Annotated in this window: 20 protein-coding genes; 17 read left to right on the plus strand and 3 right to left on the minus strand. The window is 74.3% G+C overall.

Features of this window, described 5'->3' with window-relative positions; translation table 11 throughout:
• Positions 1 to 11: 11 nt before the first annotated feature.
• The 4 genes from BM158_RS22145 (at position 12) to BM158_RS20060 (ending at position 4,461) form a co-directional block, all read left to right on the plus strand.
• Positions 12 to 1,151: an LPXTG cell wall anchor domain-containing protein gene (locus tag BM158_RS22145; RefSeq protein ID WP_131802092.1), complete on the plus strand. Its 1,140-nt coding sequence runs from the start codon at positions 12 to 14 to the stop codon at positions 1,149 to 1,151.
• A gap of 105 nt (positions 1,152 to 1,256) precedes the next feature.
• Complete coding sequence (locus tag BM158_RS20050) at positions 1,257 to 2,654, plus strand: sugar porter family MFS transporter (protein WP_268247951.1); 1,398 nt, start codon at positions 1,257 to 1,259, stop codon at positions 2,652 to 2,654.
• A gap of 45 nt (positions 2,655 to 2,699) precedes the next feature.
• Complete coding sequence (locus tag BM158_RS20055) at positions 2,700 to 3,464, plus strand: crotonase/enoyl-CoA hydratase family protein (RefSeq protein ID WP_091563838.1); 765 nt, start codon at positions 2,700 to 2,702, stop codon at positions 3,462 to 3,464.
• Positions 3,465 to 3,582: 118 nt separating this feature from the next.
• The gene (locus tag BM158_RS20060) at positions 3,583 to 4,461 is read left to right on the plus strand and encodes a DUF559 domain-containing protein (protein WP_109504875.1); all 879 of its coding nucleotides are present in this window, start codon (positions 3,583 to 3,585) and stop codon (positions 4,459 to 4,461) included.
• 50 nt (positions 4,462 to 4,511) lie between these two features.
• Here BM158_RS20060 and BM158_RS20065 read toward each other — a convergent pair whose 3' ends face one another.
• A complete protein-coding gene (locus BM158_RS20065) occupies positions 4,512 to 6,044 on the minus strand; it encodes a long-chain-fatty-acid--CoA ligase (RefSeq protein WP_229827870.1) in 1,533 nt (510 codons plus the stop codon).
• Between the two features lie 118 nt (positions 6,045 to 6,162).
• Here BM158_RS20065 and BM158_RS20070 point away from each other — a divergent pair, with 118 nt between their 5' ends.
• Complete coding sequence (locus BM158_RS20070; protein ID WP_091563844.1) at positions 6,163 to 6,918, plus strand: 3-hydroxyacyl-CoA dehydrogenase; 756 nt, start codon at positions 6,163 to 6,165, stop codon at positions 6,916 to 6,918.
• Here BM158_RS20070 and BM158_RS20075 read toward each other — a convergent pair.
• Positions 6,915 to 7,514 carry a TetR/AcrR family transcriptional regulator gene (locus BM158_RS20075; RefSeq protein ID WP_091563846.1) on the minus strand — a complete coding sequence of 200 codons (600 nt, stop codon included), beginning with the start codon at positions 7,512 to 7,514 and terminating at the stop codon, positions 6,915 to 6,917. The two genes, BM158_RS20070 and BM158_RS20075, sit on opposite strands and share 4 nt — an antisense overlap.
• Before the next feature lie 95 nt (positions 7,515 to 7,609).
• Between BM158_RS20075 and BM158_RS20080 the strand changes: the two genes are divergently transcribed.
• From BM158_RS20080 to BM158_RS20105, 6 genes are read left to right on the plus strand one after another with little or no spacing between them, the layout of a single operon-like run.
• Positions 7,610 to 8,866 carry an acyl-CoA dehydrogenase family protein gene (locus tag BM158_RS20080; RefSeq protein ID WP_091563849.1) on the plus strand — a complete coding sequence of 419 codons (1,257 nt, stop codon included), beginning with the start codon at positions 7,610 to 7,612 and terminating at the stop codon, positions 8,864 to 8,866.
• Positions 8,863 to 9,840: an acyl-CoA dehydrogenase family protein gene (locus BM158_RS20085; RefSeq protein ID WP_091563851.1), complete on the plus strand. Its 978-nt coding sequence runs from the start codon at positions 8,863 to 8,865 to the stop codon at positions 9,838 to 9,840. Before BM158_RS20080 ends, BM158_RS20085 begins: the two co-directional genes overlap by 4 nt.
• Positions 9,837 to 10,697 (plus strand): enoyl-CoA hydratase-related protein, encoded by an 861-nt coding sequence (locus BM158_RS20090; protein ID WP_091563854.1) that lies wholly within the window; start codon positions 9,837 to 9,839, stop codon positions 10,695 to 10,697. The genes BM158_RS20085 and BM158_RS20090 overlap by 4 nt, the downstream gene beginning before the upstream one ends.
• Before the next feature lie 38 nt (positions 10,698 to 10,735).
• On the plus strand, positions 10,736 to 11,257 hold the full coding sequence (locus tag BM158_RS20095; protein ID WP_091563856.1) for a 2Fe-2S iron-sulfur cluster-binding protein: 522 nt from the start codon (positions 10,736 to 10,738) through the stop codon (positions 11,255 to 11,257).
• Positions 11,254 to 12,267, plus strand: coding sequence for an FAD binding domain-containing protein (locus BM158_RS20100; RefSeq protein ID WP_091563858.1), 1,014 nt, complete (start codon positions 11,254 to 11,256; stop codon positions 12,265 to 12,267). The genes BM158_RS20095 and BM158_RS20100 overlap by 4 nt, the downstream gene beginning before the upstream one ends.
• On the plus strand, positions 12,264 to 14,330 hold the full coding sequence (locus BM158_RS20105) for a xanthine dehydrogenase family protein molybdopterin-binding subunit (protein WP_091563860.1): 2,067 nt from the start codon (positions 12,264 to 12,266) through the stop codon (positions 14,328 to 14,330). Before BM158_RS20100 ends, BM158_RS20105 begins: the two co-directional genes overlap by 4 nt.
• A 7-nt stretch (positions 14,331 to 14,337) precedes the next feature.
• On the opposite strand, the gene BM158_RS20110 is transcribed toward BM158_RS20105, so the two are convergent.
• On the minus strand, positions 14,338 to 14,820 hold the full coding sequence (locus BM158_RS20110; protein WP_091563862.1) for a MarR family winged helix-turn-helix transcriptional regulator: 483 nt from the start codon (positions 14,818 to 14,820) through the stop codon (positions 14,338 to 14,340).
• 89 nt (positions 14,821 to 14,909) lie between these two features.
• Between BM158_RS20110 and BM158_RS20115 the strand changes: the two genes are divergently transcribed.
• The 6 genes from BM158_RS20115 (at position 14,910) to typA (ending at position 19,970) form a co-directional block, all read left to right on the plus strand.
• Positions 14,910 to 15,464 carry a YceI family protein gene (locus BM158_RS20115; RefSeq protein WP_091563864.1) on the plus strand — a complete coding sequence of 185 codons (555 nt, stop codon included), beginning with the start codon at positions 14,910 to 14,912 and terminating at the stop codon, positions 15,462 to 15,464.
• 72 nt (positions 15,465 to 15,536) lie between these two features.
• Complete coding sequence (locus tag BM158_RS20120) at positions 15,537 to 16,301, plus strand: alpha/beta fold hydrolase (protein ID WP_091563866.1); 765 nt, start codon at positions 15,537 to 15,539, stop codon at positions 16,299 to 16,301.
• A 47-nt stretch (positions 16,302 to 16,348) separates the two neighbouring features.
• Entirely contained in the window at positions 16,349 to 16,837 is a 489-nt protein-coding gene (locus tag BM158_RS20125) for a MauE/DoxX family redox-associated membrane protein (protein ID WP_091564073.1), read from the plus strand.
• Positions 16,834 to 17,595 carry a DsbA family protein gene (locus tag BM158_RS20130; protein ID WP_091563869.1) on the plus strand — a complete coding sequence of 254 codons (762 nt, stop codon included), beginning with the start codon at positions 16,834 to 16,836 and terminating at the stop codon, positions 17,593 to 17,595. Before BM158_RS20125 ends, BM158_RS20130 begins: the two co-directional genes overlap by 4 nt.
• A 17-nt stretch (positions 17,596 to 17,612) precedes the next feature.
• On the plus strand, positions 17,613 to 17,936 hold the full coding sequence (locus BM158_RS20135) for a hypothetical protein (protein ID WP_091563872.1): 324 nt from the start codon (positions 17,613 to 17,615) through the stop codon (positions 17,934 to 17,936).
• 138 nt (positions 17,937 to 18,074) lie between these two features.
• Positions 18,075 to 19,970, plus strand: coding sequence for a translational GTPase TypA (typA, locus tag BM158_RS20140; RefSeq protein ID WP_091564075.1), 1,896 nt, complete (start codon positions 18,075 to 18,077; stop codon positions 19,968 to 19,970).
• The last annotated feature ends 135 nt before the right edge of the window (positions 19,971 to 20,105 follow it).

Here is a 20,105-nt window from a genome sequence, read left to right on the forward strand (position 1 = left end):
GAGGTGGTCCCGTGCGGGATCTCGCAGTCCGGTCGGTGGTCGCCGCCATGGTCGGTGCCGGTGTGCTCCTGGGCGGGGCCGGCATCGCCGTCGCCGAGCCCTCGGGGGGCGTCGAGGCCACGACCAGCTCCTCGAGCAGCACCACCACGACCTCGACGTCGTCCTCGCCGACGACCGAGGTGACGGTCCCGCCCACGACCACCTCGGCACCCACCACGACGACGTCGGCACCCACCACGACGACCTCGGCACCCACGACCACGACGTCGGCGCCCACGACCACGACGTCGGCACCCACCACGACGTCGGCACCCACCACGACGACCTCGGCGCCCACGACCACCACGTCGACCGTCCCCGGGCAGTCGCCGGGCGCCGCCACCGCGCAGCAGGGCTGCCTCGGCGAGATCACCATCGTGGTCTCCGGCACCGACCTCTCCGAGGGCACCCTGGTCGACGTCCAGCTCTCCGTGGGCGACCGCACCGAGACCGTCCAGGCCGAGGTCATCGGCGGGCGCATCGGCGTCGTCGCGAACCCGGCCGCGCTCCAGGGCGTGGACACCGTCGGCGTGCTGGTCCAGCAGCCCGGCAGCGACGCGGTCTACGTCTACGAGGTCCCGGTGCAGCCGCTGACCGACGTCTGCACCGCCGAGGGCGGCATCGCCCTCGCCCGTGACTGCGCCGCACCCGACGCCGTGCTCGCCACCGTCGAGGCCTCCGGGCTGACCGCCGGTGGCACCTACGGCATCGCGGTCGTGGGGACCAGCCCGTCGGGCCAGCAGGTCGAGCTCGCCAGCGCCGACGTCGTCTCCGTCGACGGCACCCTCGCCGGCACGCTGCCGCTGCTCAGCGCCACCGGCACGGTCCCGCTGGACGGCTTCACCGGCCTCGCGCTGCTCGTCGACGGCCAGGTCTTCGCCTCGGTCGGCGTGACCGACGCCGTGGTCGGCACCTGCGTGGTCCCGCAGCCGCTGCCCGTGGCGCCGGCGCACCCGGTCGCCTCGACCAGCCCGGCCGCCGGTGCGCACCCGGCCCAGCCGGCGGCGCTGGCGCAGACCGGCACCGAGGCCAGCAGCCTGCTCCTGCTCGCCGGCGCCTTCCTGGTGGTCGGCGGTCTGACCACCCTGCTCGCCCGCCGCACCGCGCGCTGACCCCGCGCTGACCGACCGGCCCGGTCCTCCTCGCGGGGGACCGGGCCGGTCGTGCGTCTGGGGTCCTCCGGTCGCCGAACCCGCTGACCAGGCGCACGATGCACGGTGGTTGAGAGTTGCAACGAGACGGGAACGACCATGACGAGCACCACCCAGGCCACCGCCGCCCACCGGCGCGCGGTGACCAAGGCCGCCGCGCTGACCGCGGTCGGCGGCATCCTCTTCGGCTACGACACCGGCGTCATCGGCGGTGTGCTGCCCAACATCAGCGACGACTTCACCCTTGACACCCCGTTCCTGCAGGGCACGGTCGTGTCGATCCTGCTGGTCGGCGCCGCCGTCGGGGCCCTGGTCGCCGGACGGGTCGCCGACACCCTGGGCCGCCGCAAGGCGATCATCGCCACCTCGCTGGTCTTCGTGGTCGGCCTGCTGCTGTCCATCGTCGCCCCGGCGTTCTGGGTGCTGCTGCTGTCGCGGTTCCTCATCGGCGTCGGCGTGGGGTCGGCGTCCTTCGTCGTCCCCGTCTACATCGGGGAGATCGCCCCGCCCGAGCGGCGCGGGGCCCTGGTCAGCCTCAACCAGCTGTCGGTGACCATCGGCATCCTGGTCTCCCAGCTCGTCGCCTACTTCCTCGCCGGCAGCGGTGACTGGCGGATCAGCGTCGGCCTCGCGCTCGCGCCGGCCGTCGTCCTCGGCCTGGGCATGGTCCGGGAGCCCGAGAGCCCGGCGTGGCTGGTCCGGCAGGGCCGGGTCGACGAGGCCCGCGACGTGCTGCGCACGCTGCGCGACTCCGAGGACGCCATCACCGAGGAGATCGACGACATCCGCGGCACCGCCACCGAGGAGGAGAAGGGTGCGAAGCGTTCCCTGCTCGCCCCGAAGCTGCGCCCGGCGCTGGTGCTGGGCGTGACGCTGGCGATCGTCCAGCAGATCACCGGTGTGAACACCGTCATCTACTTCGCCCCGACCGTGCTGGAGAACGCCGGCCTGGGCTCGCAGGCCGCGCTGCTGGCCCTGCTGGTCGTCGGCCTGACCAACGTGGTCATGACGATCGTGGCGATCAAGGTCATCGACCGGGTCGGTCGCCGGGCCCTGCTCATCTGGGGCATGAGCGGGATGGTGCTGGGCCTGGCCGGCCTGGCGATCGCGTTCCTGTTCGACATCGCCGGCGCGGGGGCGATCGCCACCACCGTGGTGCTGGCCTTCTACGTCGGCTCCTTCGCCGTCAGCCTGGGCCCGGTGGTCTGGCTGCTGATCAGCGAGATCTTCCCGCTGGCGGTGCGCGGCCGGGCCTCCTCGGTGGCGACGATGGCCAACTGGGTGGCCAACTTCGTCGTCGCGGTCAGCTACCTGTCGATCATCGCCGCGATCGGGGAGACGGCCACCTTCGGCCTGTACGCGGTGATCACCGTGCTGTCCCTGGTCTACGTGGTGAAGGCCGTGCCGGAGACCAAGAACCGCAGCCTGGCCGACATCGAGCGGGAGCTGTCGCCGGCGTCCTGACGGTCAGGGTTGACTGCCCGGGTCGCACCTGGCAGACATGGCGTCATGACGGACACGGTGCTGACCGAGGTGACCGACGGGGTCGGCACCATCACCCTCAACCGCCCCGAGGCGAAGAACGCCGTCGACCTCGCGACGACGGAGGCGCTGGCTGCCGCCGTCGACGACTTCGACGCCCGGGACGACGTCTCCGTCATGGTGCTCACCGGGGCGGGCGGGGTGTTCTGCGCCGGGATGGACCTCAGGGCCTTCTCCCGGGGCGAGCGCCCGTCCCTGCCCGGCCGCGGGTTCGCCGGGCTGACCGAGGCACCGCCGGCCAAGCCGCTGATCGCCGCGGTCGAGGGCTGGGCGCTGGCCGGCGGGTTCGAGCTGGTGCTGTCCTGCGACCTGGTGGTGGCCTCGCGCGAGGCCAGGTTCGGCATCCCCGAGGTCAAGCGCTCGCTGGTCGCGGCCGGCGGCGGCGTGCTGCGGCTGCCCAAGACGCTGCCCTACCAGCGGGCCATGGAGTTGGCGCTGACCGGTGACCCGATGGGCGCCGAGGAGGCGCACCGGTTCGGCCTGGTCAACGTCCTCACCGAGCCCGGCGGCGCATTGGCCGGCGCCCGCGAGCTGGCCGGCCGGATCGTGGTGAACGGGCCGTTGGCGCTGCGGGCGACCAAGCAGCTGGTGGCCGGCGCCGTCCGCTGGACCGACCGCGAGCTGCTGGACCACCAGGTCACCGTCACCGACGCCGTCTTCCGCTCCGCCGACGCGCAGGAGGGCGCCCGCGCGTTCGCCGAGAAGCGCGCCCCCGTCTGGCGCGGCGAGTAGCCCCCATCGAGTGGCAGCTCAACGCGGTCTGCACTGGCCGCGGGCGACGCTGAGCTGTCACTCGACGGTTGTCCACAGGCCCCGCCCGCGCCGTCCCGATCCCGGGCACGCTGCGGCGGTGCCCCGACCCCGCCGTCCACCGTCCCTGGTGGGCCGGTGGTTCCGCGGCAGCGACGTCGTCGCGCGGGGCCTGCTCACCGCGGGGGAGCTGCGCGGGCCGGCGTGGCGGCGGGTGTTCCCGGACGTCTACGTCGACGCAGCCTGCGACGTCGACCACGCGCTGCTCGCCCGGATCGCCGCCACGACCTTGGCTCCCGGTGCGGTCGTGACCGGGGTCAGTGCCGCCGTGCTGTGGGGCCTGACCGACCTCGCCGGCGTGGACGACCCGGTCGAGCTCACGGTCGCGCCCGGCGCCCCGCGCCCCAGCTGTCCGGGCGTCGTGGTCCGGCGGCGGGCTCTGCCGAGCACGAGCTCGGTCCGCCGGGGCACGGTGCTGGTGGCGACCCCCGAGACGGCGGCGCTCGAGCTCGCCGGCCGGCTCGACCCGGTGGAGGCCGTCGTCCTGCTGGACCGCTGCGTGGCGGAGCGCATCAGCACGCTGGCTGCGCTCCGCCAGGCGGCAGCCGGACTCGCCGGGCGGGGGTGCCGGCGGGCGCGCGCGGCGGCCGACCGCGCCGACGGGCAGGCCGGGTCACCGCAGGAGACGCGGCTGCGACTGCTCGTGCTCGACGCGGGGTTGCTGCCGCCGCTCGCCCAGTTCACCGTGCGGGTGGAGGGCCGGTTCGTGGCGCGTGTCGACTTCGCCTGGCCGGACCACCGAATCGCGCTGGAGTACGAGGGTGCCTGGCACACCACCCGGGTCGCCGCCGACCGCCGTCGCATCGAGGCGCTGCAGGCGGCCGGGTGGCGGGTCCTGTTCGTGACGGCGGCCGACCTGCGCCGCCCGGCGCCGCTGCTCGCACGCATCCGGGCGGCGCTGGCATCGAATGACAGCTGACTCCAGCGCAGGCGGGTCAGGGCCAGCGGGGAGCTGTCACTCGGCGTGGGTCAGGGGGTGTGGGAGGCGCGGAGGTCGGTCTTCAGCACCTTGCCGCTGGGGTTCCTGGGCAGGGCGTCGACGACGTGGAACTCCCGCGGGCACTTGTAGTGCGCCATGCGGTCCCGGCACCAGGCGGTCAGCTCGGCGGCGGTGGGCGGCGCGGCGGGGTCGCGGGCGGCCAGGACGGCCAGCGGCGCCTCGCCCCAGCGGTCGTCGGGGACCCCGATCAGCGCCACCTCCGCGACGCCGGGGTGCGCGGCCAGCACGTCCTCCACCTCGGCGCAGTAGATGTTCTCGCCGCCGCTGATGATCATGTCCTTCTTGCGGTCGACGACGTAGAAGTAGCCCTCCTCGTCCTGTCGCACCAGGTCGCCGGAGTGGAACCAGCCGCCCGCGAACGCAGCGGCGGTCTCGGCCGGCTTGCCCCAGTACTCGCGCATCACCATGGGGGAGCGGTAGACGATCTCGCCGACCTCGCCCTGCGGCACGTCGCGCATCGCCTCGTCGACCACCCGCACCTCGACGTTGAGCATCGGCGTCCCGACCGACCCGATCTTGCGGACGGCGTCCGGGCCGCGCAGGAAGCAGGTGACCGGCGAGCACTCGGTCTGCCCGAACGCCGTCACCAGCTCGGCCTGCGGGAAGAGGTCGAGCATCCGCTGCAGCAGCGTGGTCGACGCCGGCGCCGCACCCCACGAGATCCGGCGCAGCCGGGACAGGTCGCGGGCGGGAAGGTCGGGGACGTCGACGATCGCCTGCCACGCCGCGGGCACGAAGAAGCACGAGGACACCTGCTCGGCGACGATCTCGTCCAGGGTCTCGGCGGGGTCGAAGGCGCCCGAGCGCGTGACCACGAAGGTGCCGCCCAGCAGCAGGTTGGGCAGCATCCCGGCGACCGCGGCGATGTGGAACAGCGGGGCGCCGTAGAGGGTGACCCGGTCGTCGGGTGCCCAGCCCAGGTGCGTGATGTGGCTGAACGCGTGCATGAGCAGGTTCCGGTGGGTGAGCACCGCACCCTTGGGCCGGCCCGTCGTCCCCGAGGTGTACATCAGGAACGCCGCGTCGGTGTCGCCCACCTCGTGCTCGACGGGGGTGGGGTCGGCGGCGGCCAGTGCCGCCTCGTACTCCGACCCGACCACCAGCACGTGCTCCGGCGGGCCGGCCTGCTGCGCGGTGGCGGCGGTGGCGGCGTCCACGACGAGCACCCGGGCGCCGGAGTCGGCCAGCACGTAGGCCACCTCGGCCGGGGCCAGCCGGAAGTTCACCGGGACGGCGATCGCCCCGATCCGCGCGGCGGCCAGGAAGCACTCGACGACCTCGAGGCCGTTGAGGGCCAGCACCGCGACCCGGTCGCCGTGCCGCACGCCCCACCCGGTGAGGACGGCGGCCAGCCGGGTGACCCGGTCCTCGACCTCGGCGTAGCTGCGGCCGGTGCCGGCGAACCGGTAGGCGGCGACGTCGGGCGTGGTGCGTGCGTGCCGGGCGAGCTGGTCGGAGATGGTCATGCCGCGCCAGCCGGTGTCGTGCCGGGTCTGCTGCACTGGGGCTCCTCGGGGCTCCGCGGGCCGGGTGTTGTCGGCGTCATGCTGGCCCGCCCCGTCGGTTACGGTCAACCCTGACTGCTGGGACCGGACAGCAGCGCCGAACCGAAGGAGAACCATGGACGTCACCGACGCCGTCGCCGTCGTCACCGGGGGCGCATCCGGCCTCGGTCTGGCCACCGCCCGCCGGCTGCGCGAGGCCGGCGCGCAGGTCGTGCTGCTGGACCTGCCGACCTCGGCGGGGGAGTCCGTCGCCGCGGAGATCGGCGCGCACTTCGCCGCCGCCGACGTGACCTCCGAGGAGCAGGTGACCGCCGCGCTGGACCTCGCCACCGAGCTCGGCCCGCTGCGCGTCGCGGTCAACTGCGCCGGCATCGGCAACGGGATCAAGACCGCAGGCAAGAAGGGCGCCTTCCCCCTCGACGCCTTCCAGAAGGTCATCCAGGTCAACCTGGTCGGCACCTTCAACGTCATCCGGCTCGCCGCCCAGCGGATGCTGTCGGTGGACCTGCAGGGCGAGGAGCGCGGGGTCGTCGTGAACACCGCCTCGGTCGCGGCGTTCGACGGCCAGATCGGGCAGGCGGCCTACTCGGCGTCCAAGGGCGGGATCGTCGGCATGACCCTGCCGATCGCCCGCGACCTCGCCGGCGAGGCCATCCGCGTGGTCACCATCGCGCCGGGCCTGTTCAACACCCCGCTGCTGGCCGGGCTGCCCGAGGAGGCCAAGGCCTCCCTCGGTGCGCAGGTGCCGCACCCGGCGCGGCTGGGCGAGCCCGACGAGTACGGCCAGCTGGTGGCGCACATCGTGGCCAACCCGATGCTCAACGGCGAGGTCATCCGCCTCGACGGCGCGATCCGGATGGCCCCCCGCTAACCCAGCATCTGGCGCGCCAGGTCCTTCCAGATGGCCAGGTGCGGGTCGGTGGCGGCGGGGCGGTCCTCGAAGGAGTAGGCGATCGCCACGCCGCGCATCGAGGTGAACAGCAGCTCGCGCAGCACCGGGTAGCGCGGGGACGCGACCGCGGCCGGCCCCCAGATCCGGTCGGCCGCGGCGCGGATCGCCTGGTTGATCCGCCGCTCCTCGGGCGCCAGCGCCGCGCGCAGCGCCCGGTCGGTGCGGGCGGCGTTCCACAGCTCCATCGCCGCCCAGAACGGCGGCTTCTGGAACAGTGCCCAGTTCAGCTCGACGCACCGCTCCACCCGCTCGACCGGGTCGGCGACGTCGAGCTGCTCGGCCTGGTCGGCGGCCTCGGCGAGCATCTCGTTGACCAGGTGCGACGCCGCGGCGACCAGCAGCTCCTCGCGGCTGGGGAAGTGGTGCAGCAGCCGCCCGCGCGACACCCCGGCCCGCGCCTGCACCGCCAGCGTCGAGGCGCCGGCGTAGCCGTCGGACACCAGGCAGGCGACCGCGGCGTCCAGGATCAGCGCGCGGCTGTCGGCGGTCCGTTCGCTCCGGCTGCGGGTCTCCACGGCACGAGCCTAGCCGCGGGCAGTCAGGGTTGACCGTTCGTGCACCCGACCGGAGGATGCGGACGACCACCCTCACCGACGAGAGGTGCCACCCCGTGGACTTCGACGACACCCCCGACGAGGCCGCCTACCGGGCCCGCGTGCGGGCCGCGCTGGCCGAGCACGCCGACGAGCTGGTGCACACCGACGTCGACGCGGACGCCGGCGAGGAGGCCGCCGACCCCCGCGAGCAGGAGCAGGCACTGCGCCGCACCCAGCGGGTCCTCGCCGAGGCCGGCCTGGTCGGGGTGGCCTGGGCCGCGGAGCACGGCGGGCAGGGCGGCAGCCTCGCCCAGCAGGCGATCGTCGGCCAGGAACTGGCCCGCGCCCGGGTGCCCAGCCTGATCAACCACATCGGCATCGGCATGTGCGGGCCCACCGTCATCGCGCACGGCACCCCCGCGCAGCACGAGAAGTACCTGGCCCGCCTGCTGCGCGCCGACGACGTGTGGTGCCAGCTGTTCAGCGAGCCGGCCAGCGGCTCGGACCTGGCCGCGCTGCGCACCACCGCCGTGCGCGACGGCGAGGACTGGGTGGTCAACGGCCAGAAGGTCTGGACGACGCTGGCCCACGTCTCCGACTACGGCATCCTGCTCACCCGCACCGACCCCGACCGGCCCAAGCACGCCGGGCTGACCATGTTCGTCGTCGACATGCACGCCCCCGGGGTGACCGTGCGCCCGCTGCGCCAGATGGGCGGCCAGTCCGACTTCAACGAGGTGTTCCTCGACGACGTCCGCATCCCCGACGCCGAGCGGCTCGGCGAGCCCGGCGAGGGCTGGCGGGTCGCGCTGACCACGCTGCTCAACGAGCGGGTCGCCGTCGGCGGGGGCGGCAACGACCTGGGCCTGTCGGTCGAGTCGCTGGCCCGGCTGGCCGCCGACCGGCTCCCCGCGCTCCCCGCCGACCGGCAGGTGCTGGCCCGCCAGGCGCTGGGCCGGGCGGCCGTCGCCGCGCTGGCCAACCGCTACACCGGCTACCGCCGGCTCACCGCCATCAGCCAGGGCGGGCTGCCCGGACCCGAGGCCAGCGCCGGCAAGCTCGCCGGCACCGCCGCGGCCAAGCTGGTCGCCGACGCCGGGGTCCGGCTCCTCGGGGACGACGCCGTCTTCGCCGTCGGGCCCGGGGACGACGGGGGCGCGGACGGAGCCGGCCGCTGGCAGCGCAACCAGGCGTGGCTGCCGGGCATCGCGATCGCCGGCGGCACCGACGAGGTGCTGCGCAACATCGTCGGCGAGCGGGTGCTGGGCCTGCCGCCGGAGCCCCGCGAGGACAAGCACCGCCCCTTCGACGCCTCCGGGAGCGCTCGGTGAACTTCGACCTCGACCAGGACCAGCTCGACGCGGCGGCCGGCGCGGAGCGGTTCTTCACCGGGCAGGCCGGCCCGGCGCAGGCCCGCGCCGCGCTGGAGGGCGGCCCGCTCGCCCCTGGCCGGCAGGCGCTGGCCGACATCGGGTTCCTGGGCATCACCGTGCCCGAGGACGCCGGCGGGGGCGGTGGGTCGGTGCTCGACCTGGCCGTCGTCGCCGAGCAGGCCGGCGCCGTCCTCGCCGGGCCGTCGCTGGTCACCGCCGCCCGGGCCGCCGTCCTGCTGGCCGACCAGCCCGAGCTGGCGGCCGCCCTGGCCGACGGGTCGCGCTCGTTCTGCGTCGTCGACGGCGACCACCCCGCCCTGGACGCCGTCGGTGCCGACACCTTCCTCGCCCTGGTCGACGGCGACCTGGTGATCGGGGACGGCGGGGTGGCCACCGGGCAGCCGATGGACGCCACCCGCGGCCTCGGCGTCGTCACCCTGACCGGCACCCGGGTGCTGGTGCCCGACGCCGGCGAGCGGTGGGCCCGGGCCCGCGACGTCGCCGTCGTCGCGCTCGCCGCCGAGGACCTGGGCACCGCCGGCAAGGCCGTCGAGGTCGGTGTCGCCTACGCGAAGGAGCGGCAGGCCTTCGGCCGGGCGATCGGCTCCTACCAGGCGGTCAAGCACGCCCTGGTCGACGCCTGGGTGGGGGTCGAGCAGCTGCGGTCGCTGGTCTGGTGGGCCGCGTGGGCGGCCGACGCCGCCCCCGGCGAGCTGCCGCTGGCCGCGGCCTCGGCCGGCGCGTTCGCCGCCGAGACCCTGGAGCGGGCCGCCGAGACCTGCATCCAGGTGCACGGCGGCACCGGCTTCACCTGGGAGCACGACGCGCACCTGTACTGGCGGCGGGCCAAGGTCGACCGGCTGCTGCTGGGCGACGCCGCCGAGCACCAGGACGCCGTCGCCGGCCTCGTGCTCGCCGGGGCGCTGTCGTGAGCGACTGGCAGCAGGTCTCCTACGCCGTGGACGGCGGGGTCGCGACCCTCACCCTGGACCGCCCGGAGCGCCGCAACGCCTACACCACGGTGATGGCGCGCGAGCTGTCCGAGGTGGCCGCGGTGGCCGACGCCGACGACGCCGTCCGGGTGCTGGTGGTGACCGGCGCGGGGAAGGACTTCTGCGTCGGTGCCGACCTCGCCGGCGCGGGCACCTTCGACCGCAGCGCGCAGGCCGCCGACGCCGGCACCATCGACGGCGTCGCCCGCGACTGGGGCGGCATCGGCGCACTGCCCTTCGCCGCGCTCCGCAAGCCGGTGATCGCCGCGGTGCGGGGCGCCGCGGTCGGCATCGGCGCCACGATGACCCTGCCGATGGACATCCGGATCGCCTCGGACACCGCCCGGTTCGGGTTCGTGTTCACCCGCCGCGGCATCGTCCCGGAGGCCGCGTCCAGCTGGTTCCTGCCGCGGGTGGTCGGCATCAGCCAGGCGATGGAGTGGGTGGCCACCGGCCGGGTGTTCGGCGCCGAGGAGGCCCTGCGCGGCCGGCTGGTGTCGCGGGTCGTCCCCGACGGGGAGCTGCTGGACACCGCCTACGGCATCGCGCACGAGATCGCGGACCACACGTCCGGGGTCTCCGTGGCGACCAGCCGGCAGCTGCTGTGGTCGATGCTGTCGGCGCCCAGCCCCTGGGACGCGCACCGCGCGGAGTCCCGGGCGCTGGTCGAGCTGGGGTCCGGGCCGGACGCCGCCGAGGGCGTGGCCTCCTTCCTGGAGAAGCGGCCCGCCGAGTTCCGCGCCCCGCTGGACGGCGTCGGGCTCGGCTGGCCCGCGCCGCCCGACGACCTGGCCTGAGCGTTTCCCCGGCCCCCTGCGCGGGGCACCGAGCGTCCGTGGACCAGCAGATCACCCTCCAGGTCGACGGGGCGCGCTCGGCGCTGACCGTGGACACCCGCACCTCGCTGCTCGACGCGCTGCGCGAGCGGCTGGGCACTACGAGCGCCAAGAAGGGCTGCGACCACGGCCAGTGCGGCGCCTGCACCGTGCTGCTGGACGGCCGGCGGGTGAACAGCTGCCTGGTGCTGGCGGTGACCGCCGAGGACGCGGAGGTGACCACGTCGGACGGGCTGGCCGCCGACGGCCCGCACGCCCTGCACGAGGCGTTCGTCGACCACGACGCCTACCAGTGCGGCTACTGCACCCCCGGCCAGATCACCTCGGCCGCCGGCGTGCTGGCCGAGGCCGCGCAGGGTTGGCCCAGCGCGGTCACCGAGGACCTCGCCGCCGAGCGCACCGAGCTCACCGACGCCGAGATCCGGGAGCGGATGAGCGGCAACCTGTGCCGCTGCGCCGCGTACGCCAACATCGTCCCGGCGGTCGCGGAGGTCGCGGCGGCGCAGGGGGTGCGGGCATGAGGGAGTTCCGGTACGAGAAGGCCGCCGACCCGGCGGGCGCGGTCGCGCTGCTGGCCGGTGCGCCCGAGGGCGCCTACCTGGGCGGCGGCACCAACCTGGTCGACCTGATGCGCCTCGGGGTGGCCACGCCCGACGTGCTCGTCGACGTCCGGACGCTCACCTCCGACCTGGTCGAGGAGCTGCCCGACGGCGGCCTGCGCATCGGCGCCGCGGTGCCCAACGCCGACCTCGCCGCGGACCTGCGGGTGCGGCAGCGCTTCCCGCTGCTGGCCCAGGCGCTGCTGGCCGGGGCGTCGGGGCAGCTGCGCAACCGCGCCACCACCGGCGGCAACCTGCTGCAGCGCACCCGCTGCACCTACTTCACCGACGTCACCCAGCCCTGCAACAAGCGCGCCCCCGGCTCGGGCTGCGGCGCGGTGACCGGGCTGCACCGCAACCACGCCGTCCTCGGCGCCACCGACGAGGGCCCGGGTTCCCCGCACACCTGCGTGGCCACCCACCCCTCCGACCTCGCGGTCGCGCTGCGCGCACTGGACGCCGAGGTCCGCGTGCTGGGCCCGGGCGGCGAGCGCACCGTGCCGATGGCCGACCTGCACCGGCTCCCCGGCGAGGACCCGTCCCGGGACACCACGCTGGCCCACGGCGAGCTGATCACCGCCATCGACGTCCCCGGTCTGCCGTGGGCGGTCCGCTCGCGCTACCGCAAGGTCCGCGACCGGGCCTCCTACGCCTTCGCGCTGGTCAGCGTGGCCGCCGCGATGGACCTCGACGGCTCCACCGTGCGCGACGTCCGGATCGCCCTGGGCGGCATGGCCCACGCGCCCTGGCGGGCCACCGTCGCCGAGGACGCGCTGCGCGGCGGCCCAGCCACCGAGGAGGCCTTCGCCGCCGCCGCCGAGGCCGAGCTGGCCGCCGCCCGCCCGCTGCCCGACAACGCGTTCAAGGTCCCGATGGCCACCAGCACCCTCGTCCGCACGCTGCTCCAGATCTCCGCGGAGGCCCGCGCATGACCACCATCGAGCGTTCCGTCGGCGCGGGGGTCCGCCGCCTCGACGGCCCGGACAAGGTCCGCGGCCGCGCCCCCTACGCCTACGAGCACGAGCTGGACGCGCAGGCGGTGTTCGTCGCGATCGTGCAGTCGCCGGTCGCCCGTGGCCGCATCACCGCGATCGACGGGTCGGGCGCCCAGGCGGTGCCCGGGGTCCTCGCCGTCCTCACGCACGTGGACGCGCCCCGGCTGGGCGAGGTCGTCGAGGAGCTGCGGGTGCTGCAGTCCGACGCCGTGCAGTACGCCGGCCAGCCGGTGGCCGTCGTCGTCGCCGAGACCTCCGAGGTCGCCCGCGACGCCGTCGGCCGGGTACGGGTGGAGTACGAGTCGGGCGACCCGGACGTCGTCCTGTCCGCCGACCGGGACGACCTGTACGCCCCGGAGAAGCTGATGGCCGGCTTCGAGACCGACTCGGTGATCGGGGACGTCGACGCCGCCCTCGCCGAGGCGCCGGTGTCGGTGGACGTCGTCTACGAGACGCCCAACCAGCACAACAACCCGATCGAGATGCACGCGACCGTCGCCCGGTGGGACGGCGACGTGCTGCGCATGTGGGACGCCAACCAGGGCCCGCACAACCTGGTGCCGGTGATCACCGAGGCCTTCGGGATCACCGAGGACCAGCTGCACATCACCTCGCCCTACGTCGGCGGGGCGTTCGGCTCGAAGGCCTTCACCCACGTACACCAGCTGCTGGCGATCATGGCCGCGAAGGTCACCGGCCGGACGGCGAAGCTCGAGCTCACCCGGCAGCAGATGTTCAGCCTGGTCGGCCACCGCACGCCCACCATCCAGCGGCTGCGCCTGGGTGCCCGGCCCGACGGCACGCTGACCGCGATCAGCCACGAGGTCGTCGAGCACACCTCGCAGAACGCGGAGTTCGCCGAGCAGACGGCGACGGCGACCCGGCTGATGTACGCCGCGCCCGCCCGCCGGACCACGCACCGGCTGGCCCGGCTCGACGTCCCGGCGCCGACGATCATGCGGGCGCCGGGGGAGGCCCCGGGCATGTACGCGCTGGAGTCCGCGATGGACGAGCTGGCGGCGGCGCTGGGCATGGACCCCGTGCAGCTGCGGCTGCGCAACGAGCCCGACCGCGACCCCGAGCGCGACGTCCCGTGGAGCACCCGCAACCTGGTCGCCTGCCTGACCGAGGGTGCGGAGCGCTTCGGGTGGGCCGGCCGTGACCACCGGCCCGGCGTCCGGGAGGAGGGCCGCTGGCTGGTCGGCACCGGGGTGGCCGCGGCGACCTACCCGACCCGCCGCCGGCCGTCGCAGGCCCGGATCGAGGCGGTGCCGGGGAAGCCGTTCGTCGTCAGCATCGACGCCTCCGACATCGGCACCGGTGCCTGGACCACGCTGACCCAGATCGCCGCGGACGCGCTGCGGGTGCCGATGGACCAGGTGGTGCTGCGGATCGGGGACAGCCGGCTGCCGAAGGCCTCGGGCGCGGGCGGGTCCACCGGCATCACCTCGTGGGGGCCGGCCGTCGTCGACGCCGCCGAGCAGCTGCGGGACCGCGACGTCCCCGCGGGCGGGCTGACCGTCACCGGCTCGTCCGGCCCCGGCGACGAGGCCGAGCAGCTGTCCAGCCACGCCTTCGGCGCGCACTTCGCCGAGGTCCGGGTGGACCGCGACACCGGCGAGGTCCGGGTGCCGCGGATGACCGGGGTCTTCGCCGCCGGCCGGATCATCAACCCGGTCACCGCGCGGTCGCAGTTCCTGGGCGGCATGACGATGGGCCTGTCCATGGCGCTGCACGAGGAGGCGGTGCTGGACACCCGCCGCGGGCACTACGCCAACCACGACCTCGCCGAGTACCACATCGCGGCCAACGCCGACGTCGGCGAGGTGGACATCGCCTGGGTCGACGAGGTCGACGAGGCGCACAACCCGCTGGGCGCCAAGGGCATCGGCGAGATCGGCATCGTGGGGTCGGCCGCGGCCATCGGCAACGCCTACTGGCACGCCACCGGCCGGCGGGTGCGCGACCTGCCGATCACGCCCGACAAGTGGTTCCGGTAGGGGCCGCTCAGCGGGGCGGGGAGAGGTGCGCCTGCAGGGTCTGGCCGATGTCCTGCAGGGCGCGCACCTGCTCGGGGGAGAGCTGGTCGAACAGGTGCGTGCGCACGCTCTCCACGTGCACGGGCGCGGCCTGCTCCAGGGCGGTGAAGCCCTCGTCGGTGAGGACGGCGAGCTGGCCGCGGCCGTCGTCCTCGCAGACCTGCCGGCGCACCCAGCCGCGCTCCTCCAGGCGGGAGACCGCGTGGGAGAGCCGGCTGCGCGAGGACAGGCAGCGGTCGGCCAGGTCGCTCATCCGCAGTGCGCGGCCGGGGGTCTCCGAGAGCTGCACCAGGATCTCGTAGTAGGCGTGGGAGATGCCGGTCGCGCGGGTGAGCTCGCGGTCGAGCCGGTCCTGCAGCAGCAGGGTGCTGTAGAGCCAGGCCCGCCAGGCCTGCTGCTCCTCTGCGGACAACCAGCGCGGCTGTGACGGAGCAGACACCTCGTCGGACATGCCCACCAGGGTATGGCGGAATGCTCAAGCCTTCAACTACGCTACGGTCCAGCGCAGCAGTCAAGCGTTCAACGACTTCGGAGGTCACCATGACCAGCACGCAGATCCCCGGCTACCTGGCCGGCACCTGGGACATCGACGCCAGCCACTCGACCGTGGGCTTCTCGGTCCGCCACATGATGGTCAGCAAGGTCCGCGGCTACTTCACCAAGTTCGAGGGCGTGCTCGTCACGGCCGAGGACCCGGCGAACTCCACCGTCGAGGCCACCATCGACATGGACTCGATCGACACCCGCCAGGAGCAGCGCGACGCCCACATCAAGAGCGCCGACTTCTTCGACACCGGCAACCACACGGTCATGACCTTCCGCTCCACCGCCATCAAGGCCAAGGGCGACGACTGGACCGTCGAGGGCGACCTGACCATCAAGGGCATCACCAAGCCCACCACCCTGGACCTGGAGCTCAACGGCTTCGGCCCGGACGCCTACGGCGGCACCCGCGCGGGCTTCTCCGCCAAGACCGACATCTCCCGCAAGGAGTTCGGCGTCGACATCGACATGCCGATGGACGGCGGCGGCGTCGTCGTCGGCGACAAGATCTCCGTCGAGCTCGAGATCGAGGCCGTGCTCCGCACCGCCTGATCCGCACAGCCCCCCGACGGGCCCCGGTGACCTCGGTCACCGGGGCCCGTCGTCGTCGGGCACGATGCGTCCGTGACCGTCGAGCTCGCCACCACCACCGAGGGCGCAGGCCCGCCGCTCGTGCTGCTGCACGGCATCACCGAGGACGCCGGGTTCTGGGCGCCGGTGGTCCCGCTGCTCACCCCCTGGGCCACCGTCACCACCGTCGACCTGCGCGGCCACGGCGCCTCGCCCGACGGCGGCGGCTACGACCTCGAGGACATGGCCGACGACGTCGCCGCCACCTTCGGCGACGAGCCGCCGCTGGTGGTCGGGCACTCCCTCGGCGGGCTGCTCGCGGTGGTCGTGGCCGCCCGGCACGCCACCCGCGGCGTGGTCGACGTCGACCAGCCCCTCGCCCTGGGCGGTCTGCAGGCCGGCGTGCAGCAGGCCGCGCCGCTGCTGCGCGGCTCCACCGCGGAGTTCGAGGGCTTCATGACCGCGATGTTCGCCTCGATGTCGGGCAGCACGTCCGACGTCGAGTCCGCCGCGCTCGCCGTGCGCCGCCGTCCCCGCCAGGACGTCGTCACCGGCATCTGGACTCCGCTGCTGGACTGGTCACCGGCCGAGCTGGACGCCTTCGTCGAGCGGACGGCGGCCGCGGTCACCGTGCCGGTGCTGTCGCTGCACGGCCTGGACCCGGGCCCGGACTACGCCGCCTGGCTGGCCGCCCGCATCCCCACCGCGACGGTCGAGCACTGGACCGACGACGACGGCGCCGACCTCGGCCACCACCCGCACCTGCGCCGGCCCGAGCGGTTCGCAGCCCGTGTCCGGGAGTTCGCCAGCGGACTCTGAGCCCGCTCCCAGGAACTCCGCGGGGTCGGGCGACGACAGTGCAGGTCGTGCGGTCCGACCTCGTGCGCCCCTGGCTGGCGACGGCCGCCCGGCTGCTGCTGGGCGGCGTCCTCGTCGTCGCCGGCGTGCTCAAGTTCCCCGACCCGGCCGCCGCGGTGCGCTCCGTCCGCGCCTACCAGCTGCTGCCCGAGCCCCTCGTCGCCCCGGTCGCCTTCGGCCTCCCCGCGGTCGAGGTGGTCGTCGGGCTGGCGTTGCTGGCAGGGGTGGCCGTCCGCGCAGCCGCGGTGGCCGCCGCGGTGCTGATGGTGGTCTTCCTCGTCGGCATCGTGTCGGCCTGGGCCCGTGGCCTGCAGATCGACTGCGGTTGCTTCGGCGGTGGGGGTCAGGTGGCCGCGGGGGAGACCCGCTACCTGTCGGAGACCCTCCGCGACACCGGACTGCTGATGGTCGCGCTCGCGCTGGCCCGCTGGCCGCACTCCCGTCTCGCCCTCGCGAACCGTCTGGAGACCCCGACACCCATGAGCACGACCCCATGAGCACGTCGAGCAAGAAGGAAGCCGCCCGGCAGCGGATCGCCGAGAAGCGCGCCGCCGAGGCCGCCGCCCGCGCCGCCGAGCAGCGCCGCCGCCGCACCGTCGTCGGCGGCGTGGTCGCCGCGGTGGTCGTGGTGGTCGCCGTCGTGGTGGCGGTCGTGGTGCAGACCAGCCGGACCTCGACGGCGGCCGACGCGGCCCGCCCGGGCGGCACCTCGGCCGGGGGCAACGGCTACACCTTCTCCGTCGGCACCGGCCCGGTCACCGTGGACGTCTACGAGGACTTCCAGTGCCCCAACTGCAAGGCCTTCGAGGACGCCGCCGGCGCCACGCTCGAGCAGCTGCAGCAGGCCGGCACCGTGACGATCGTCTACCACGGCATGGCCTTCCTGGACTCCTCGCAGAACGACGACTACTCCACCCGCGCGCTCAACGCGGCGGCCGTCGTCGCCTCCGACGCCGGGACGGCGGCCTACCAGCAGTTCCACGACCTGCTCTACGCCCACCAGCCCGACGAGCGGACCGGCAGCGGGCTCACCGACGACCAGCTGATCGCCTACGCCGAGCAGGCCGGCGCGACCGGTGAGGACGTCGCCACCGACATCCGTGACCTGGTCTACGGCGACTGGGTGGAGGAGGCCACCGACCAGGCCTCGAAGGACGGCGTGACCGGGACGCCCACCGTCCTCGTCGACGGCACGCAGCTGTCCGACCTGTCGGCCGACGGCCTGCGGACCGCGGTCGAGGACGCCGCTGCATGAGCGGGGACACTGGGGCCATGTCGAGCAGCACCCTCGCCCGCACCTCCCTCCCCAGCGCGCTGCCGGTCGCCGTCGGGCTGGCCGCCGGGTTCGCGATCGCGCAGGGCACCGGCGTCCGGGCCCTGGGCGGCGCGGTGTTCGTCGCCGGCGGGGTGGCCGCCGGCTGGCTGTGGCGCCGCCGCCGCGGCTGGGCCGTCACCGCCGGGCTGGCCGCGGTCTACCTGGTGGCCTTCGTGCTCGCGCACGTGCTGGCCATCGGCGTGGGCTGGCCGGCGTGGCTGGCCGTGGGCACGGTGACCGTGGTGGCCGCGGCCATCACCTACGGCGTCGCCGACCGCTGAGCGACCCCCGCGGGGGAGGGGTGACCGCGCACACGCCGGGGGAGGTCGTCGGAGCGCCTACCATGGGAAGGTCGCCGGTCGGCGACCCCGCGGCGTGAGGCGCTGCGACATCCCCGAGCTCCTGAGGTGCTGTTCCGCATGCCCACCCGCAACGACCTGCGCAACGTGGCGATCGTCGCCCACGTCGACCACGGCAAGACGACCCTCGTGGACGCGCTGCTCCGGCAGGCCGGCGCCCTCGGCCGCGCCAAGGGCGAGGGGACCGACAACGACTCCACGCAGGACCGGGTCATGGACTCCATGGACCTCGAGCGCGAGCGCGGCATCACCATCCTCGCCAAGAACACCGCCATCCGGCTGGCCGACGCCGACGGCAACCCGGTCGTCGTCAACATCGTCGACACCCCCGGCCACGCCGACTTCGGTGGCGAGGTCGAGCGCGGGCTGTCGATGGTCGACGGCGTCGTGCTGCTGGTGGACGCCTCCGAGGGCCCGCTGCCGCAGACCCGCTTCGTGCTGCGCAAGGCGCTGGGCAAGGGGATGCCGGTCATCCTCGCGGTCAACAAGACCGACCGCGCCGACGCCCGCATCGAGGAGGTCGTCGACGAGTGCTACGAGCTGTTCATGGAGCTGCTCGAGGACGCCGGCCTGCCCGCGGAGACCCTCGAGTTCCCGATCGTCTACTGCAACGGCCGCACCGGCCAGGCCTCGCTGACCAAGCCCGAGAACGGCACCGTCCCCGACAGCCCCGACCTCGGCCCGCTGGTCACCACCCTGCTGGACACCATCCCGGCGCCGGAGTACGACGCCGAGGAGCCCCTGCGCGCGCAGGTCACCAACCTCGACGCCTCCCCGTTCCTGGGCCGACTGGCGCTGCTGCGCATCCACTCCGGTGAGATGAAGCGCGGCCAGCAGGTCGCCTGGTGCAAGGTCGACGGCACCATCACCAAGGTCAAGATCACCGAGCTGCTGGTCACCGAGGGGCTCACCCGCACCCCGGCCGACAGCGCCGGCCCCGGCGACCTGGTCGCCATCGCCGGCATCGAGGACATCGGCATCGGCGACACCCTGGCCGACCCCGACGACCCGCGCCCGCTGCCGGCGCTGACCGTCGACGAGCCCTCGATCTCGATCACCATCGGCATCAACACCTCGCCGCTGTCGGGCAAGTCGGGCAAGAAGGTCACCGCCCGCCTGATCAAGAACCGCCTCGACCAGGAGCTGGTCGGCAACGTCTCGGTGCGCATGCTGCCCACCGAGCGCCCCGACACCTGGGAGATGCAGGGCCGCGGCGAGCTGGCCCTGGCCATCCTCGTCGAGCAGCTGCGCCGCGAGGACTTCGAGCTCACCGTCGGCCGCCCGCAGGTGGTCACCAAGATGATCGACGGCAAGCTGCACGAGCCGGTCGAGCGGGTCACCATCGACACCCCCGGCGAGTACGTCGGCACGCTGACCCAGGCGCTGGCCATCCGCAAGGGCCGGCTGGAGAACCTGGTGCACCACGACACCGGCTGGGCCCGGATGGAGTACGTCGCCCCCTCGCGCGGGCTGATCGGTTTCCGCACCGAGTTCCTGACCGAGACCCGCGGCACCGGCGTGTTCAACCACGTGCTCGAGGGCTACGAGCCGTGGCTGGGCGAGATGCGCGCCCGGCCCACCGGTTCGCTGGTCGCCGACCGCGCCGGCGTGGCCACCACGTACTCGATGTTCTCGCTGCAGGAGCGCGGCCAGATGATGGTCGAGCCCGGCTCGGAGGTCTACGAGGGCATGCTGGTCGGTGAGAACTCCCGTCCCGACGACATGGACGTGAACATCACCAAGGAGAAGAAGCTCACCAACATGCGCAAGTCCACCTCCGAGGAGCTCGAGCGGCTGATCCCGCCGCGCGTGCTCAACCTGGAGCAGGCGCTGGAGTTCTGCGCCGAGGACGAGTGCGTCGAGGTCACCCCGTCGGTGGTGCGCATCCGCAAGGTCGAGCTGGACCAGACCGTCCGCGGCCGCCAGCGCAACAAGAAGCCCAAGGTCGGCGAGTAACCCACCGCCTGCTCCTCCGGCGGCCGCGCGGCCGTCTCCTGACGCCGAGGGCCCACGTCCGCACGGACGTGGGCCCTCGGCGTCATCCGGCGCCTGCCCGGTGCCGGGGCGAGTGGAGGCGGGTGGTCACTGCGC

This window comes from Klenkia taihuensis, assembly GCF_900112525.1.
GTDB classification, from domain to species: Bacteria; Actinomycetota; Actinomycetes; order Mycobacteriales; family Geodermatophilaceae; genus Klenkia; species Klenkia taihuensis.